The 14,346-nt window shown below is 71.9% G+C and carries 18 protein-coding genes; 10 read left to right on the top strand and 8 right to left on the bottom strand.

From position 1 onward, the window contains the following. A partial coding sequence (locus tag ADK52_RS41990) for a hypothetical protein (RefSeq protein ID WP_234344429.1) occupies window positions 1-987 on the top strand: 987 nt, incomplete at its 5' end. Between the two features lie 33 nt (window positions 988-1,020). Here the strand turns inward: ADK52_RS41990 and ADK52_RS37325 are convergent. Then, complete coding sequence (locus ADK52_RS37325) at window positions 1,021-1,500, bottom strand: ArsI/CadI family heavy metal resistance metalloenzyme (RefSeq protein WP_053694283.1); 480 nt, start codon at window positions 1,498-1,500, stop codon at window positions 1,021-1,023. An 89-nt stretch (window positions 1,501-1,589) separates the two neighbouring features. Here ADK52_RS37325 and ADK52_RS37330 point away from each other — a divergent pair, with 89 nt between their 5' ends. The 3 genes from ADK52_RS37330 to ADK52_RS37340 all read left to right on the top strand — a co-directional run bounded on the left by ADK52_RS37330 (window position 1,590) and on the right by ADK52_RS37340 (window position 3,041). Further along, the gene (locus ADK52_RS37330) at window positions 1,590-1,970 is read left to right on the top strand and encodes an ArsR/SmtB family transcription factor (RefSeq protein ID WP_053694284.1); all 381 of its coding nucleotides are present in this window, start codon (window positions 1,590-1,592) and stop codon (window positions 1,968-1,970) included. A 142-nt stretch (window positions 1,971-2,112) separates the two neighbouring features. Next, window positions 2,113-2,532, top strand: coding sequence for an arsenate reductase ArsC (locus ADK52_RS37335; protein ID WP_053694285.1), 420 nt, complete (start codon window positions 2,113-2,115; stop codon window positions 2,530-2,532). A gap of 32 nt (window positions 2,533-2,564) precedes the next feature. Next, window positions 2,565-3,041: a GNAT family N-acetyltransferase gene (locus ADK52_RS37340; protein ID WP_182508809.1), complete on the top strand. Its 477-nt coding sequence runs from the start codon at window positions 2,565-2,567 to the stop codon at window positions 3,039-3,041. Window positions 3,042-3,165: 124 nt separating this feature from the next. Here ADK52_RS37340 and ADK52_RS37345 read toward each other — a convergent pair whose 3' ends face one another. From ADK52_RS37345 to ADK52_RS37355, 3 genes are all read right to left on the bottom strand, one after another. Further along, on the bottom strand, window positions 3,166-3,612 hold the full coding sequence (locus ADK52_RS37345; protein ID WP_053694287.1) for a hypothetical protein: 447 nt from the start codon (window positions 3,610-3,612) through the stop codon (window positions 3,166-3,168). A gap of 105 nt (window positions 3,613-3,717) precedes the next feature. Beyond that, window positions 3,718-4,458 carry a class I SAM-dependent methyltransferase gene (locus ADK52_RS37350; protein ID WP_053694288.1) on the bottom strand — a complete coding sequence of 247 codons (741 nt, stop codon included), beginning with the start codon at window positions 4,456-4,458 and terminating at the stop codon, window positions 3,718-3,720. A gap of 161 nt (window positions 4,459-4,619) precedes the next feature. Next, complete coding sequence (locus tag ADK52_RS37355; protein ID WP_053694289.1) at window positions 4,620-5,540, bottom strand: aminoglycoside phosphotransferase family protein; 921 nt, start codon at window positions 5,538-5,540, stop codon at window positions 4,620-4,622. A 50-nt stretch (window positions 5,541-5,590) separates the two neighbouring features. Between ADK52_RS37355 and ADK52_RS37360 the strand changes: the two genes are divergently transcribed. Next, window positions 5,591-6,157 carry an HD domain-containing protein gene (locus ADK52_RS37360; protein ID WP_053694290.1) on the top strand — a complete coding sequence of 189 codons (567 nt, stop codon included), beginning with the start codon at window positions 5,591-5,593 and terminating at the stop codon, window positions 6,155-6,157. Window positions 6,158-6,276: 119 nt separating this feature from the next. Here ADK52_RS37360 and ADK52_RS37365 read toward each other — a convergent pair whose 3' ends face one another. Both ADK52_RS37365 and ADK52_RS37370 read right to left on the bottom strand, forming a co-directional pair. After that, a complete protein-coding gene (locus ADK52_RS37365; protein WP_063784047.1) occupies window positions 6,277-7,050 on the bottom strand; it encodes a helix-turn-helix transcriptional regulator in 774 nt (257 codons plus the stop codon). Between the two features lie 160 nt (window positions 7,051-7,210). Then, window positions 7,211-8,245 carry an aldo/keto reductase gene (locus tag ADK52_RS37370; RefSeq protein ID WP_053694421.1) on the bottom strand — a complete coding sequence of 345 codons (1,035 nt, stop codon included), beginning with the start codon at window positions 8,243-8,245 and terminating at the stop codon, window positions 7,211-7,213. Between the two features lie 128 nt (window positions 8,246-8,373). On the opposite strand from ADK52_RS37370, the gene ADK52_RS37375 reads away from it, so the two are divergent. Beyond that, entirely contained in the window at window positions 8,374-9,003 is a 630-nt protein-coding gene (locus ADK52_RS37375; RefSeq protein ID WP_199828609.1) for a TetR/AcrR family transcriptional regulator, read from the top strand. A gap of 28 nt (window positions 9,004-9,031) precedes the next feature. Here the strand turns inward: ADK52_RS37375 and ADK52_RS37380 are convergent, their stop codons facing one another. Then, window positions 9,032-9,823: a polysaccharide deacetylase family protein gene (locus ADK52_RS37380; protein ID WP_053694292.1), complete on the bottom strand. Its 792-nt coding sequence runs from the start codon at window positions 9,821-9,823 to the stop codon at window positions 9,032-9,034. Between the two features lie 425 nt (window positions 9,824-10,248). Here ADK52_RS37380 and ADK52_RS37385 point away from each other — a divergent pair, with 425 nt between their 5' ends. Then, window positions 10,249-10,677, top strand: coding sequence for a subtilase-type protease inhibitor (locus ADK52_RS37385; RefSeq protein ID WP_063784039.1), 429 nt, complete (start codon window positions 10,249-10,251; stop codon window positions 10,675-10,677). 170 nt (window positions 10,678-10,847) lie between these two features. Beyond that, the gene (locus ADK52_RS37390) at window positions 10,848-11,348 is read left to right on the top strand and encodes a VOC family protein (protein WP_053694294.1); all 501 of its coding nucleotides are present in this window, start codon (window positions 10,848-10,850) and stop codon (window positions 11,346-11,348) included. A gap of 67 nt (window positions 11,349-11,415) precedes the next feature. Here the strand turns inward: ADK52_RS37390 and ADK52_RS37395 are convergent, their stop codons facing one another. Next, window positions 11,416-12,573 (bottom strand): RNA polymerase sigma factor, encoded by a 1,158-nt coding sequence (locus ADK52_RS37395; RefSeq protein WP_053694423.1) that lies wholly within the window; start codon window positions 12,571-12,573, stop codon window positions 11,416-11,418. 303 nt (window positions 12,574-12,876) lie between these two features. Between ADK52_RS37395 and ADK52_RS37400 the strand changes: the two genes are divergently transcribed. After that, window positions 12,877-13,515, top strand: a complete 639-nt coding sequence (locus ADK52_RS37400) for a TetR/AcrR family transcriptional regulator (protein WP_053694295.1) — start codon at window positions 12,877-12,879, stop codon at window positions 13,513-13,515. Beyond that, window positions 13,512-14,309: a M15 family metallopeptidase gene (locus ADK52_RS37405; protein ID WP_053694296.1), complete on the top strand. Its 798-nt coding sequence runs from the start codon at window positions 13,512-13,514 to the stop codon at window positions 14,307-14,309. Before ADK52_RS37400 ends, ADK52_RS37405 begins: the two co-directional genes overlap by 4 nt. Window positions 14,310-14,346 lie beyond the last annotated feature (37 nt).

Consider the following 14,346-nt stretch of genomic DNA (forward strand, 5'->3'; position numbering starts at 1 on the left):
AGCGGTCACGTCGGGGGCGGGGTCACCGGCGGGGGCCCGGAGGGTGGAGCGGGCAGTCCTCCGCTGGCGGGCTGGGCGGGCCAGGGCTCCCCGGTCCCGCCGCGGGGAGCCCCGTACGCCCCGCCGCCGGGGTATCCGTACGCGCAGCAGCCGGGGTACCCGTACGCGCAGCCGGTTCCGGCGCAGGCTTACCCGTACGGGTGGGGCCATCCGCAGGTTCCGCCGCCGCGCGTCGAGCCGTCGCGGGGCCGGAAGGTCCTGCGCGGCCTCTACAACCCGTTCTACGCCGCCCAGTCGGCCTTCCGTCCTTCGCGTCCCGGGATCGTGCACGATCCCGAGGTCCGCAAGCTCCAGCTGTGGCGGACCGCGCTGGGGCTGGCGGCCTGGGTGGGCCTGATGGTCGCGTACAAGGCGGTCGTCAGCGCCGACGACGTCAAAGCCGTGGCGGACGACCGGCTCGACCAGAGCTGGTCCAGCGTCCTGGTGCTGGTCTGCACGTTCCCCGTGGTGGTCGGCGCGTTCGTCGCGGCCGCGCGGGGCGGGTTGCGGCGCGTCTACCTGCGACGGGCCCTGCGTTCACTCGGCGCGGTGCTGGCCATCATGGCCTCCATGGGCACGTCGGCGCTCGCGATGGCGCCGGAGTTGGCGGGGTTCCGGGACGCCGTCGGGCTGCCGGGAAAGATCGTCATCGGGGTGCTGTGCCTGTGGTCGATCGGTTTCGCCCTCTACGGCATCGGCCTGTCACTCGTCCACGTCTTCCGTACCGCCGACATCCACGAGGTGGTGCCGCCGATCCTCGCCGGGATCCTGGTGTGGGAGATGGCGCTCCTGGATGTGGTCACCGGCGCATACCCCCAGGTCCCGGCGGGCGCCCGGGCGGTCTTCATCCTCGGCGCACCCGTCACCGTCACGGCCCTGTCCTGGTGGGAGATGCACCGGCTGCGCCGCCACCACGGGCTGACGGTCCGTAACGCGCTGGGGCGCTGACGGGCCGACCGTTGCCGGCCGTGCGGTCGCCGGTCAGGCGCCACAGGTGCAGCCGGTGGTGGTGCCGGTGGTGGTGCGGGCAGTGGTGCGGGCGGTGGTGCCGCAGCACTCCTGCGGCGTCCCGTCGGCGCCCTCGCCGAGGGTGTCGGCGTCGGCCTTGACCACGTACACCTCCCACGGCTCCTTTCCGGGGCCGGTGACCCACACCTTGTCCTGGAGGGCGTAGCAGCAGGAGGTGTCGTTCTCCGCGAACGTCGCCAGGCCCGCTTCCCGGAGGCGGGCCGCGGCGGCGTCGACGTCCTCGGTGGAGCCGACCTCGACGCCGAGGTGGTCGAGGCGGGTCCCCTCGCCCGCCCCGCCCTCGATGAGGACGAGCTTGAGCGGCGGCTCGGTGATCGCGAAGTTGGCGTAGCCCTCGCGGCGCTTGGCGGGTCGGGTGTTGAAGAGCTTGGAGTAGAAGGCGATCGAGCCTTCGAGGTCGGCGACGCGCAGGGCGAGCTGGACACGTGACATGACGGTCTCCGATCGGGGCGCAGCTTGTTTCGACGCTTGTCGATACAGTTGACGTTGCCACCCGATTAGATGGGTGTCAACATAGAGGGATGTCGAAACAAGCCGGTCTGCCGGTGCTCGGGCAGGACGACGCGACGTGCTGCGTGCCGATGGTGCGCGAGCCGCTGGACGAAGGGGCCGCGGCCGAGCTGTCGCGGATGTTCAAGGCGCTCTCGGATCCCATCCGCCTGCGGCTGCTCTCGCTGATCGCCTCGTACGAGGGCGGCGAGGCGTGCGTGTGCGACCTGATCGGACCGTTCGACGTCTCCCAGCCGACGATCTCCCACCACCTGAAGGTACTGAGGGAGGCCGGGCTGGTCGGCTCGGAGCGGCGGGGCACATGGGTGTACTACTGGGTACTGCCCGAGACCCTGGCCAGGCTGTCCGCCCTGCTGGAGGTTCCTGCCGCGCCCGTGAGGGCCGCAAGGTGAGAGCCGGGGCGCCGCCGGTCCGGCGCGCTGCCGCCGACCCGGAGGTGACCATCGGCCGCACCTCCACCGACACCTCCGCCGGGATCGTCCCCGCCTCCGTCCCCGCACCGACCCGACCTGCCGAAGAAAGTGCCCTGATCCCATGAGCGCCTCCGCCGTCCCGTCCGTGCTGTTCGTCTGCGTGCACAATGCCGGCCGCTCCCAGATGGGCGCCGCCTTCCTCACCCACCTGGCCGGGGACCGGGTCCACGTCCGTTCCGCCGGTTCCGCGCCCGCCGACGCCGTGAACCCGGCCGTGGTGGAGGCCATGGCCGAAGTCGGCATCGACATCTCCGCCCAGACGCCGAAGGTGCTCACCGTGGAGGCGGTGCGGTCCTCCGACGCCGTGATCACGATGGGCTGCGGGGACGCCTGCCCGTACTTCCCCGGCAAGCGGTACCTGGACTGGAAGCTGGAGGACCCGGCCGGGCAGGGAGTGGCGGACGTACGCCCGATCCGGGACGAGATCGAACGCCGCATCCGCGGCCTGCTCACCGAGCTCGGCATCGAGGCCGTGGCGTGACCGCGGCCCCTTCGGGCGTGCGCATCACGGCGATGCGGCCGGAGCAGGCCTCGCAGGTCCTGGCGATCTACCAGCTCGGCATCGACGCGGGCAACGCCACCTTCGAGACCTCGGCCCCGACCTGGGAGGCGTTCGACGCCGCCAAGCTGCCCGGGCACCGCCTGGCCGCCCTCGATGACGGCAGCGGCCGGGTTCTGGGGTGGGCAGCCGTGGTCCCGGTCTCCGACCGGTGCGCGTACGCCGGTGTCGTCGAGCACTCCGTCTACGTCCACCCCGCCGCCCAAGGCCGGGGTGTGGGCCTGGCGTTGCTGGACGCCCTGCTCGCCTCCACCGACGCCGCGGGCATCTGGACGGTGCAGTCCGGCATCTTCCCGGAGAACACCGCCAGCCTCGCCCTGCACCGGCGGGCCGGATTCCGCATCATCGGCACCCGAGAGCGGATCGGCCGCCACCACGGGAGGTGGCGCGACGTCGTCCTGGTCGAACGCCGCAGCCCCACCGTGGACTAGAGGCGCGAACTCGCGAACTTCCGCCAGCACGCTGCTCGTTGGTACGTCCGGCCGTGGCGTGCGCGTCGAACCGGGCGGGCAGGGCCTGCGCGGTCCGGGTGTGCCGGCCGGCGATCTCGCCGGGTCACTTGGCCGCCAGGTCGCTCCTGATCACGGACACGGCCGCGGCCAGTCGGCCGATGCCCTTCTGCACCTCGCGTATGCCCGCCGAGGCCCGGGCTTCCTCCTTGTTGCCGGCCCCGGCGGCGCACTCGTTGCCTCCGTGGTCGAAGGCGGTCAGGGCTTCCTTCCAGAGGCCCTGGGCGTTCTTGCTCGGGAGGGTGTCGAGATTCTTGACCTTCGCCACTTCCGTCAGCAGCTCCTGGCAAGCGGGGCCCCACGTGTCCATCGGGCGCATGCTCACGTCGTTGACCCGGGCCGAGGTGTCGGACAGGCCCTTGACCCTTGCCTCGCCACCGGAGGACCACCAGTCCTTCAGTTCCTCGGCCGGGGTCGAACTACAGCCGGCGAGCAGCACGGCCGTGGCGACGGCGGTGGTGGCGACAGCGCGTGTGCGGACGCGGAAATGCATGGGCCCCCCTTGTTCGATGGTGCCGATGCTGTCAGCAACCTCCGGGCGGGGCGGGGCCAATGCCGGAACTCCCGGCGGCCGGGCGTCCGGGCGGGGGGGCGGGGGTCAAGCGCGGCAGCGGAGCATCTCCAGTGGGGGGTTGGTGTGGAAGTCCGCCCAGAACTCCGCGCCGTACTCGCGTACGCCGGCCTCCGACACCGGGATCGCAGCCCAGGTCAGGTCGGTGAATCCGGCCGCCCGCAGGCAGTCCTCGTACACCTCGCGGCGCGGACGGTTCGCGATGAACGAGACCGGCGGGTCGAGGAGCGCGGTGGTGCGGACCCGCGGTCCCGTCTCGCCCTCCTCGCCCGTCAGCTCGCTGAGGAACCCGTACTTCTCCGGGGTCGGCCCGTCGAAGCTGAAGTCGGGCGACTGGTTGAGCAGGAAGAGCTCGCCGCCCGCCTTCAGGCTCCGGTGCACGGCCCGGCACATCAGCTCCGTGGTGGCGATGTCCGGCGCGTAGTTGAGCAGCTGGACCGCCAGCGCGATGTCGAACCGCTGCCCGAGGGAACGGAGTTCGGACACGTCGCCCACCTCGTAGCGCACGCCCAGCGGCTCCCGCTCCTCCAGCGCCTGCGCCACGGAGACCATCTCACCCGAGATGTCGATGCCGAGCACCTCCGTGGCGCCGCGCCGCTTGAACTCCCTGCTGTAGAAACCGGTTCCGGAGGCCAGGTCGAGGATCGACTTGCCGGTCACGTCGCCGACCAGGGCCAGGAAGCCGGGTACCACCGCGTACTGCTCCAGCGGCAGTGCCTTGAAGCCCTCGTACGCTTCGCCGATCTCGTCGTACTGCTGCACGCCCATCGCGTGTCCTTCCCCGTGTGTGGTCATGTCCTCGGCCCCGGGCGGTCCCCGTCATCGGGGCCCGCCGCGAGGTCTGCTCGGCAGTCTCTCCACATCCCGGCAGGCTGCCGTACTGGCAGAACCCACGAAGATCCGGATCCCGTCCCGGTCTCCCGTACGGGTCAACGGTCGGTCAGCAGTGCTCTGGCGATGGCCGCCTGGGCCGGATCCATCGAGGTCCCGCCGTCTTGGACGTCCCACAGTGCGTTCTGCAGGACCCGGCCGAGCGTCCACCCGGCCGCGCGCCGCCTGTCGAGCCCGAGGACCTCGGTCATCAGGTCGAAGCGCCGCCGGACCGCTCGCGCGACGTCCCCCGAAGCCGCCACCTCGTCCCAGCGGTTCCGGAGGGCGGGCAGCAGGTCGAATCCAGGGTCTCCGGCGAGGGGTTTGGGGTCGATGGCCAGCCAGGGCTCACGCTCTGCGGCGGCGGCGCCGAGGGGAGCCAGGACGTTGTCGTAGTGCAGGTCCCAGTGCAGGAGGCGATCACCCGGCTCGTCGCAGAGCTCCCGCATCGCCGCCGCGCAGGTCTGCGCCAGTCGGCGGTCCGCGGGATCCGCGAGGCGCGTCAGTGCCACCGGCGCCGCTCGAAGCATGGCCGCCGCGATGTCGGCCAGACGGCGTACGCCTTCGGGGGCCGGCAGGGCGACCAGACGGGACAAGACCTCGGACAGGACCCGCACGGCAGTCATGTCGTCCTCGACGGCGGCCAGCGAACGGCCGGCGTCGAGGCGCTCCAGCAGCATGGCGCCGGTGCCGGGGTCGGCTTCGAGGAGCGAGACCGCGCCCTTTCCCGCCCATGCGGTCAGGGCCAGTGGTTCGCCCCGCGTCTCGTCGTCCACGGGCTGGAGCTTGAGCACGGCCAGCGCGCCGTCGGCGCGGACGACCGGAAGCACGAGAGCGACCGCGCCATGGCGCGGCGCCCCGTCGGGACGCAGCTCCCAGCGGTCCAAGCAGTCCGCGGCCAGCGCGGGAAGCCCGGCGATCCACGCTGCGCGGTGAGAGGCCGCGAGTGCCTCCGGGACGCGGATTCGGGAAGGGGTCACGGCAACATGCTGCCAGCCGGCACGTACGGGGCACACGCCTGTCGAAGGCCATGAGCGACGCCGTCGATCCGCCGCTGCTCCCGCTGCCGGATCGAGTTGCGGAGCTTCTGTCCGAGCTGGGAAGTCCACCGCAGCTGGCGGCTCACCTGCGTGCCGTCCATGACGTCGCGCACCAGCTGGTCGAGTGGCTGGAACAGCGCTACCCCGCCGTGGAGTTCGACCGCGGGGCGGTGCTCTTCGGGGCGGCGACGCACGACATCGGAAAGACGGTGCACGTCCGCGAGCTCTCCCGGCCCGGATCCGTGCATGAAGACGCGGGGCGGACCCTTCTGCTCGCCCAGGGCGTCAGCCCGGAACTGGCCCGCTTCGCCGCGACGCACGCGTCGTGGACGGATTCGGGTGCCGGTGTGGAAGACCTGTTGGTGAGCCTCGCCGACAAGGTCTGGAAGAACAAGCGTGTTCCCGACCTGGAGGATCTCGTCGTGGCCCGGCTGGCCGAAGCCACTGACCGGGCGGCATGGGAGGAGTTCATCGCGCTCGACGAGGTCCTCGCCCGCATCGGCGACGGGGCCGACGGGCGCCTCGCGTTCCAGGCGTCCTTCCCGATCCACGGCTGAGGGCTCAGGTCTGCCGGGTCGTTCCGGCCGGCAGGCTTTCGCGGGCCTCATGGCGGTGGGTCGGGCGTCGAGGCGGGGGCGTCCTGCGTGATGGTCCGGCCGGTACCGCTTCCTGAAGCTCACGCGCCGTCCTGGCCGGTCTCGGCGGTCAGGGAGCGCAGGGCTCGCCGGGCCGTCGCGCGGAGGTGGCGGACGACCTCCGGGTCCGCGTCGAGGGCGTAGTCGGCGCCCAGGGTCGCGAGGGTCTGCGCGATGTGGGTCAGGGAGTCGTCGGAGGCGTCGACGAGGCAGGTGTCTGCGGTCCCGGGACGGATACGGGCGGCCAGGCCCCGGGTGTGGGCGCGTACGTGCTCGGCGGACGCCTGGACGGTGGCGACGGCCCGGTACCGGGTGGGGGCCGCCGCGAGCCGGTCGGCGACGAAGGCCGCGGGGTCCTCTCCGGGCACGGGGCGGGGAGGGACGCGGCGGCCGGTCGGGGTCGGATCGGACATCCGGTCGAGACGGAAGACGCGCCAGTCGTCCTGGGCGACGTCATGGGCGAGCAGGTACCAGAGGCTCCCCGAGGCGACCAGGTGACAGGGCTCCGCACGGCGGGACGCGGTCGCGCCGTGGCGGGTGGTGTAGTCGAAGGTGAGGATCTCGTGGTCGCGGCACGCGACGGCGAGCGTGGCGAGGAGCGGCGGCAGGTCCGTACCGGAGGCGAGGCGGTAGCCGCCGCCGTGACCGCGGGCGCTGTCGACGGGGTAGCCGAGCTCGCGCAGCCGGTCGACGTCGCGGCGTACGGTGCGCACGGTCACCCCGAGCCGGCCGGCCAGGTCGAGGCCGGCCCACTCCCGCCGGGTCTGCAGCAGGGACAGCAGGCGCAGCATCCGGGCGGTCGCGTCACTCGTCATGCCGTCCACTATGGCCGCGTCAAAGGACACGCTCTGTCCTGAAAGCCAAGCCTCCTAGGCCGGGATCTGCCCCTTACGCAGCGCATCGGGAGGTTCCCATAAAGATCACGAGGGCGCGAAGCAGTCCGGAGGGCGCCGTCCACGCCGCACCGGGATCGGCCTAGACCACCGGGGGGTTGAGCCGGGCGAAGCCCTCCTGGCGCCGGTACGGGAAGTACGGGTACGGGGCCGGGCGGCTGCTCGCCGCGTCGAGCCGCGCCATCTGCTCGGGGGTGAGCGTCCAGCCGACCGCCCCGAGGTTCTGTCGCAGTTGTTCCTCGTTGCGGGCCCCGATGATGACGGAGGACACGGTCGGCCGCTGCAACAGCCACCGGAGGGCGATCTGCGGGATCGCCTTCCCGGTCTCCTGCGCGATCTCGTCCAGCGCGTCGACCACACGGTAGAGGTGCTCGTCCTCCACCGGCGGCGCGTAGTCGGCGGTGTCGTGCAGTCTGCTGCCTGCGGGCAGCGGCGCGCCGCGGCGGATCTTGCCGGTGAGCCGCCCCCAGCCGAGGGGGCTCCAGACGATCGCGCCCATGCCCTGGTCGAGGCCGAGCGGCATCAGTTCCCATTCGTAGTCGCGGCCGATGAGCGAGTAGTACACCTGGTGGGCGACGTAGCGCTCGCGGCCGCGGCGGTCGGCGGTGGCGAGGGATTTCATCGCCTGCCAGCCGGAGAAGTTGGAGATGCCCAGGTGACGGATCTTCCCGGCCCGGACCAGGTCGTCCAGCGTGGACAGCACCTCCTCCACCGGGGTGCCGGCGTCGAAGGCGTGCAGCTGGAAGAGGTCGATGTGGTCGGTGTCGAGGCGGCGCAGGGCGTCCTCGACGGAAGTGATCAGACGGGACCGCGAGGTGCCCGCGTCGCCGGGGCCGTCGCCCATGGGCAGGCCGGCCTTGGTGGAGATGAGCACCTGGTCGCGGCGCCCCTTGAGGGCCGCCCCCAGCACCTCCTCCGACGCGCCGTCGGAGTAGACGTCGGCGGTGTCGAACATGGTGATCCCGGCATCAATGCAGATGTCCACGAGGCGGCGCGCCTCTTCCACACCCGTACTGCCCCAGGCACCGAAGAGCGGCCCCCGGCCGCCGAAGGTGCCGGCGCCGAAGCTGAGCGCCGGAACCTGAAGTCCGGACGCGCCCAGTCGCCGGTACTCCATGTCGTTCATGCCCTTCACGTCCTTCATGGCGATCCCCTCCCCCACGCGGCTCACTAATGGGGCCATGGTTCCGTTAAGATGGCGTCAGCCTAGCAAGGCTCGGCGACTAATGGAACTGGAGTCCCGTTATGGAGTTCGTGGAAACCGACTCGGATCCGGGGACCACCCGGCCCGGAGGGCGCACGGCGAGGGTGCGTGCGGCGGTGCTGCGTGCCACCGCGGACGTCTTGGCCGAGCAGGGCTTCGCCCACCTGGACCTCGCCGACATCGCGCGCCGCGCGGAGGTCGGGAAGACGACCGTCTACCGGCGCTGGGGGACGGCCGCCGGTCTCGTGACCGACCTGCTGCTGGACATGGCACAGCATTCGGACCCCCGTACGGAGACGGGCTCGCTGCTCGGGGACCTCAGGGCCAACGCCGCTCTGGTGCAGCGGACGCTGTCCGATCCGCGGCGGGGGGCCCTGTTCAAGGCGGTGATCGCGGCCGCCACCTGCGACCCGAAGGCGGCGGAGGCCCTGCACGGCTTCTACGCCACCCGCGTCGGGGAATGGGCGCCGTGCGTCGAAGAGGCCGCCGCCCGCGGGGAGGTGCCCGAGGGGACCGATCCGCACGAGGTGATCCGCGCGGCGTCCGCCCCGCTCTACTACCGCCTCCTGACCACCGCCCTCCCGCTCGACGCGGCCGCCGCCGACCGCGCCGCGACGGCCGCGGCGGTGGCCGCGCGGGCGGGGGCGTACGTACGGGTACGGGAGGCGTAGCGGCCGGCGACGGCGGCCGGCCCCGCCCTTAAGGCGCGGTGCGGGCCGGGAACGTGAAGCCGTAGCCCTGCGCGGTGAGCCAGGGCAGGTACTGCTTGAGCGCCGCGACCGTCTCACTGCGGTCGCCGCCTCCGTCGTGGAAGAGGACGGTCGGCTGCCGGGGCAGCTTCTCCTCCACCGCGGCGACGATCGCCGGCAGACCCGGCCGGCTCCAGTCCTTGGGGTCCACGCTCCAGCCCAGCGGCCGCATCCCGCTCGCGGCGGCTATCGCACGGCTGTCGGGAGTGAAGGCACCACCCGGCGCGCGGTAGTAGTTGACGGCGACTCCCGGCACGGCCCGCTCGATCATGGCCTTGCCGTCCAGGATCTGCTGCCGCTGGTACGCGACGGGCTTGTGGTCCATCGTCACGTCGTGGTCGACGGAGTGGTCGCACAGCTGGTGCCCGTCGGCGGCGACCGCACGCACGAGGGCCGGGTACTTCTGCGCCTTGGTTCCGATCATGCAGAAGGTGGCCTTGACGTGATTCTCCCGCAGCACCTTGAGGACCTGCGGAGTCCAGCGGGGGTCCGGGCCGTCGTCGATGGTGATGGCCACGTTGCGACCGGGGCCCTGGGCGAGGCGCGAGATGCCCATCGGGAGCGGCGTGGCGCCCTGGGCGCCCCGGGCGGATCCGGAGACGCCCGAGGACCGGCCCGCCGAGCCGTCCGTGGCGGCGAGGGCCGGCGCACCGGCGGCCGCGAGCAGGCCGAGGACGGCCGCGGACACGGCGGATCCCGCCCGACGCCGACGACGGCGTGCGGGATTGCTGGTGATACCCATGGACGCGCTCTTCCTTTGCGCTCGACCCCCGGAACTCACGATTCCGATCCAGGGTAGGTCACTCGTACGGGCCCCTCCCTCCGCCGAACGGCCGACCCGGACCGCCGGCGAAGGCCGGAGAACCGCACGGATCCGGACAAGCCGAATGACCTTCAGGTGAACGCGGGACGCGCAAGGGCAGGTCAGCGAGCCGGATCCGGGCGCCGACCGGGGCGTCACCCCCTGTTTCCGAGCGGATACGGAGCGAGTGCACCCCCTGCGAGCTGCCCGAACGACCATTCGTTATCCGATATTCGAACGAGGTGTCCGTAAAACGACCACCGATATGCGGTCCGCCTTCGCCTCGGACAGACTCAGCCACATCGGAGCGCGACAACGCAAGAAAATGTCGCGCTTGACCTTCGAATCGAATGTGAGTCCCTGTCGTGCGCTATCGCTCCGTTGCCGTCTCCGCAGCCGCCGCCGTCCTGTGCCTGGCCGGTGCAGCCGGAATGGCGGAGGCCAAGCCGACCAGCCTGTACGCCCCGTCCGCCATGGTGTTCTCCATCTCCCAGGGGGACGACGCGCACACCGGCACGGTCCTCCGCGCCGCCACCCTCAGCTGCATGCCGTCCGCGCAGGGCACGCACCCCGACGCCAAGGCCGCCTGTACGACCCTGAACTCCACCGGCGGAACCTTCGACCGGCTGCTGGCCGCGCCCGACACGAACCGCGCGTGTCCGATGAACTACGCGCCCGTGACCGTGACCGCCGACGGAGTCTGGCAGGGCAGCCGGGTCGCCTGGAAGCACACCTTCGCCAACAGCTGCACCATGTCCGCGACCCTGAACGGCAACGCCGTCTTCGCGTTCTGACCCACCCGCTCCGGCCCGGCCGCCACGGGCCGGCACCCTCCCCCACCACCCCGCCCCACGCCCCGTCCCGCGTCCCCGCCGCGGAATCGGGACTAGTAGTTCGAATTTGAACGTTATGCTGTGGCCACCCTATCGAGCCAGACCATTCGAGCCACCGGGAGCGCTGCCGCATGTCCGTCCGCCGCCTGAACCACGCCGTGCTCTGGATCCGTGACGTCGAGCGCTCCGTGGCGTTCTACACCGACGTCTTCGGATTCCAGGTCGACCACCTGACCGCCGGCCGCGCCGCCTTCCTCAGCGCACCCGGCAGCCTCAACGACCACGACCTCGGACTGTTCGCGATCGGCGCCGACGCGCCCGGGCCCGAGCAGGGCCGGGTCGGCCTCTACCACCTGGCCTGGGAGGTCGGCACGCTCGGCGAGCTGGCCGAGCTGGGCCACAAGCTCAGGGAGCGCGGTGCGCTGGTCGGCGCGAGCGACCACCTCGTCTCCAAGTCCTTCTACGCCAAGGACCCGGACGGCAACGAGTTCGAGGTGATGTGGCGCGTCCCCCGCGAGGACTGGCCCGCCGAAGACGCCGACCTGCGCCCGGGACCGCTCGACCTGCCGGCCGCGATAGCGCGCTGGGGCGCGGACCTCGCGACGGGTTCGGCGGCAGGCTCCGCCACCTGAGGACCCGGACGTCCGTCCGGCGCGGGGCGCGGGTCCCGAGTGGGCGCTCCCGGCAGGTGGTCGGCTCTCAACGGCGCAGCTGCGCGTTGAGCCGGGCGGCCTGTCGCGTGAGGTGGTCGCGTTCGGGGATGTTGGGCGCTGACCGGGCGGCCCGGGCGTAGAGCCGTGCCGCGGTCACGGGGTCGCCGTCCCGCTCGTGCAGGTACGCCGCGACGGCGGTGTGCCGTGGCAGGGAGGGGTCGAGCCCCGCCAAGACGGCCAGGCCGGCCCGCGGGCCGTCGGCCTCGCCCACCGCGACGGCCCGGTTGAGGCGGGCCACCGGGCTGTCGGTGAGGCGCACCAGTTCGTCGTACCACTCGACGATCTGCACCCAGTCGGTCTCCTCGGCGGTCCGGGCGTCGGCGTGGAGCGCGGCGACGGCCGCCTGGGCCTGGAATTCGCCCAGGCGGTCGCGGACGAGGGCGGCCTGGAGCATCTCGACGCCCTCCGCGATCAGTTGGGTGTTCCACAGGCCGCGGTCCTGTTCGGCGAGCGGCACGAGCCTGCCGTCGGGGCCGGTCCGGGCCGGGCGCCGTGCGTGGTGGAGCAGCATGAGCGCCAGCAGGCCCGCGACCTCCTCGTCGCTGGTCTTGGCCGCCAGTTGGCGAGTGAGCCGGATCGCCTCGGCGGCCAGGTCGACGTCACCGGAGTAGCCCTCGTTGAAGACCAGGTAGAGCACGCGCAGCACCGTGGAGACGTCACCGGACTGGTCGAACCGGACCCCGGAGACGGTGCGCTTGGCCCTGCTGATCCGCTGGGCCATGGTCGCCTCCGGCACCAGGTAGGCCTGCGCGATCTGCCGCGTGGTCAGACCACCGACCGCGCGCAGCGTGAGCGCTACGGCCGAGGCGGGAGTCAGGGACGGGTGCGCGCACAGGAAGTACAGCTGAAGCGTGTCGTCCGCCGTCTCGCCCCGGTCGGGTACGGGCACGGGCTCGGGCTCGGCCTCGACCAGCTCCTCCCGCCGCCGCCGGGAGGCATCGGCGCGGACGGAGTCGAGGAACTTCCGCCAGGCCACCGTGACCAGCCAGCCCTTGGGGTCCTGCGGCGAGTCGTCCGGCCACCGGCGCACGGCTTCGACCAGGGCGTCTTGCACGGCGTCCTCGGCCGCCGCGAAGTCGGCTCCGCGACGGACGAGAACACCGATCACCGCGGGCACCAGCTCCCGCAGCAGCGGCTCGTTCAGGTACTTCGCCATCGGGTTCTCCTGGGTCAGGTACGGGCCCATTGTCGCTTGTCGCTGCGTTCGCTCCTGGGACGGAGCCGCGCGCGGGTTCTCGACATCCCGTCGCGAGGTTCTTCCGGCGGACTTCGAAGAACGCGGTGCTTCGGCCGGCTCTCGCTCATCGGGGGCGTAGGCCCGAGTCCTGCGCCCCCGATGACCACCGCGGATCCGACCGGCCCCGGGCAGCCCGCCGCCACCCGCCGGGAGGGCAGCGGCCGCATATCATTTCCGGGGCCCGGACAGGCCGAAGACCGAGGAGGACCTGTGGCCCAGCGCCCAGAGCGCGCGGACGCCCAGCGCAACCGAGAAGCCGTCCTGGCTGCCGCCGACGCCCTTTTCGCCGCGAGCGGCAGCCCCCACAGCGTGTCGATGGACGACATCGCGGCGGCCGCGGGAGTGGGCAAGGGCACCCTCTTCCGGCGCTTCGGCGACCGCGCCGGCCTGATCGGCGCCGTGATCGCCTCCCGCCTCGAACCCCTGCGGCAGGCCGTGCAGGAGGCACAGGAGACGGCCGGGTCCTCACCTCGGGAGCGGGTGCTCGAGCTCCTCGATGCCTCGCTGCGCTTCAAGGTCGAGAACCGCAACCTGATGTCGGCCGCCGAGGACGCCGGAGTCAGCAGCCCCTACCAGGCCGGACACTACGGCTGGTGGCACGGGACGCTGCGCGCGGCGCTGGACGAGGTGCCGGGCGTCCACGACGCGGACTTCACCGCCCACGCACTGCTGGCCGCCATCCGCGCCGACCTCGTGGCGCACCTGATCGACGAGCAGAAGATGACACCTGACGGCCTGCGGTCCGCACTCGCGGGCTACCTCGACAACGTCCTCGGCTCAGGCTCCGGCCACGGCTCCGGCTCCGGCTCCGTTTCGGGCGGCACGAAGACACCGGAAGGGAAGTCATGAGGAAGCGAACTCCTCTCCTCGTCACCGCCGGGGCGGTACTGATCGCAGGCTCCCTCGCTCCTCTCGCCCACGCCGCGCCGGCGCCGCCGGCGGGGAAGGCTCCGAAGGACTTCGTCGCGCTGTCCTCCGTTGATCCCTCGATCATCCAGGACATGCGCTATGCCACGAAGGTCAACTTCATCGGACGTCGCATCGACGGTTACCGGCAGCCCCTGTGCATCCTCACCAAGCCGACCGCCGAGGCACTGCACCGGGCTCAGGAGAAACTGCTGCCGCAGGGCTACTCGCTGAAGGTGTACGACTGCTACCGGCCTCAGCGGGCCGTCGACCACTTCGCGCGATGGGCGAAGGACCTCGATGACGACCGGATGAAGGCGGAGTTCTACCCGCGGGTCGCCAAGGACCGGCTGTTCGCGGACGGCTACATCGCGGAGAAGTCGGGCCACAGCAGGGGCAGCACGGTGGACCTGACGATCGTCAAGGTGAACTCACCGGCAGCCGTGGGCGGATCGGTGCGGCCCGGCCCTTGCTACGCACCGCAGGGCGAACGGCGGCCCGACAACTCGGTGGACATGGGGACGGGGTTCGACTGCTTCGACACGCTGGCGCACACCGACGACCCCCGGATCCAGGGCGCTCAGCGGACGAACCGGCAGTTCCTGAAGGGCACCCTGGCCGCCGAGGGCTTCGTCAACCTGCCCGAGGAGTGGTGGCACTTCACGTACAAGCCGGAGACGTTCCCCGACACGTACTTCGATTTCCCCGTGGCGCATCGATCGGTATCCGGGCACTGACTCCCGCTCGGCCGCCGGCGCAGGGCGTACGTCACCA

Source organism: Streptomyces sp. WM6372 (assembly GCF_001279655.1).
In the GTDB taxonomy this organism is placed as follows: Bacteria; Actinomycetota; Actinomycetes; order Streptomycetales; family Streptomycetaceae; genus Streptomyces.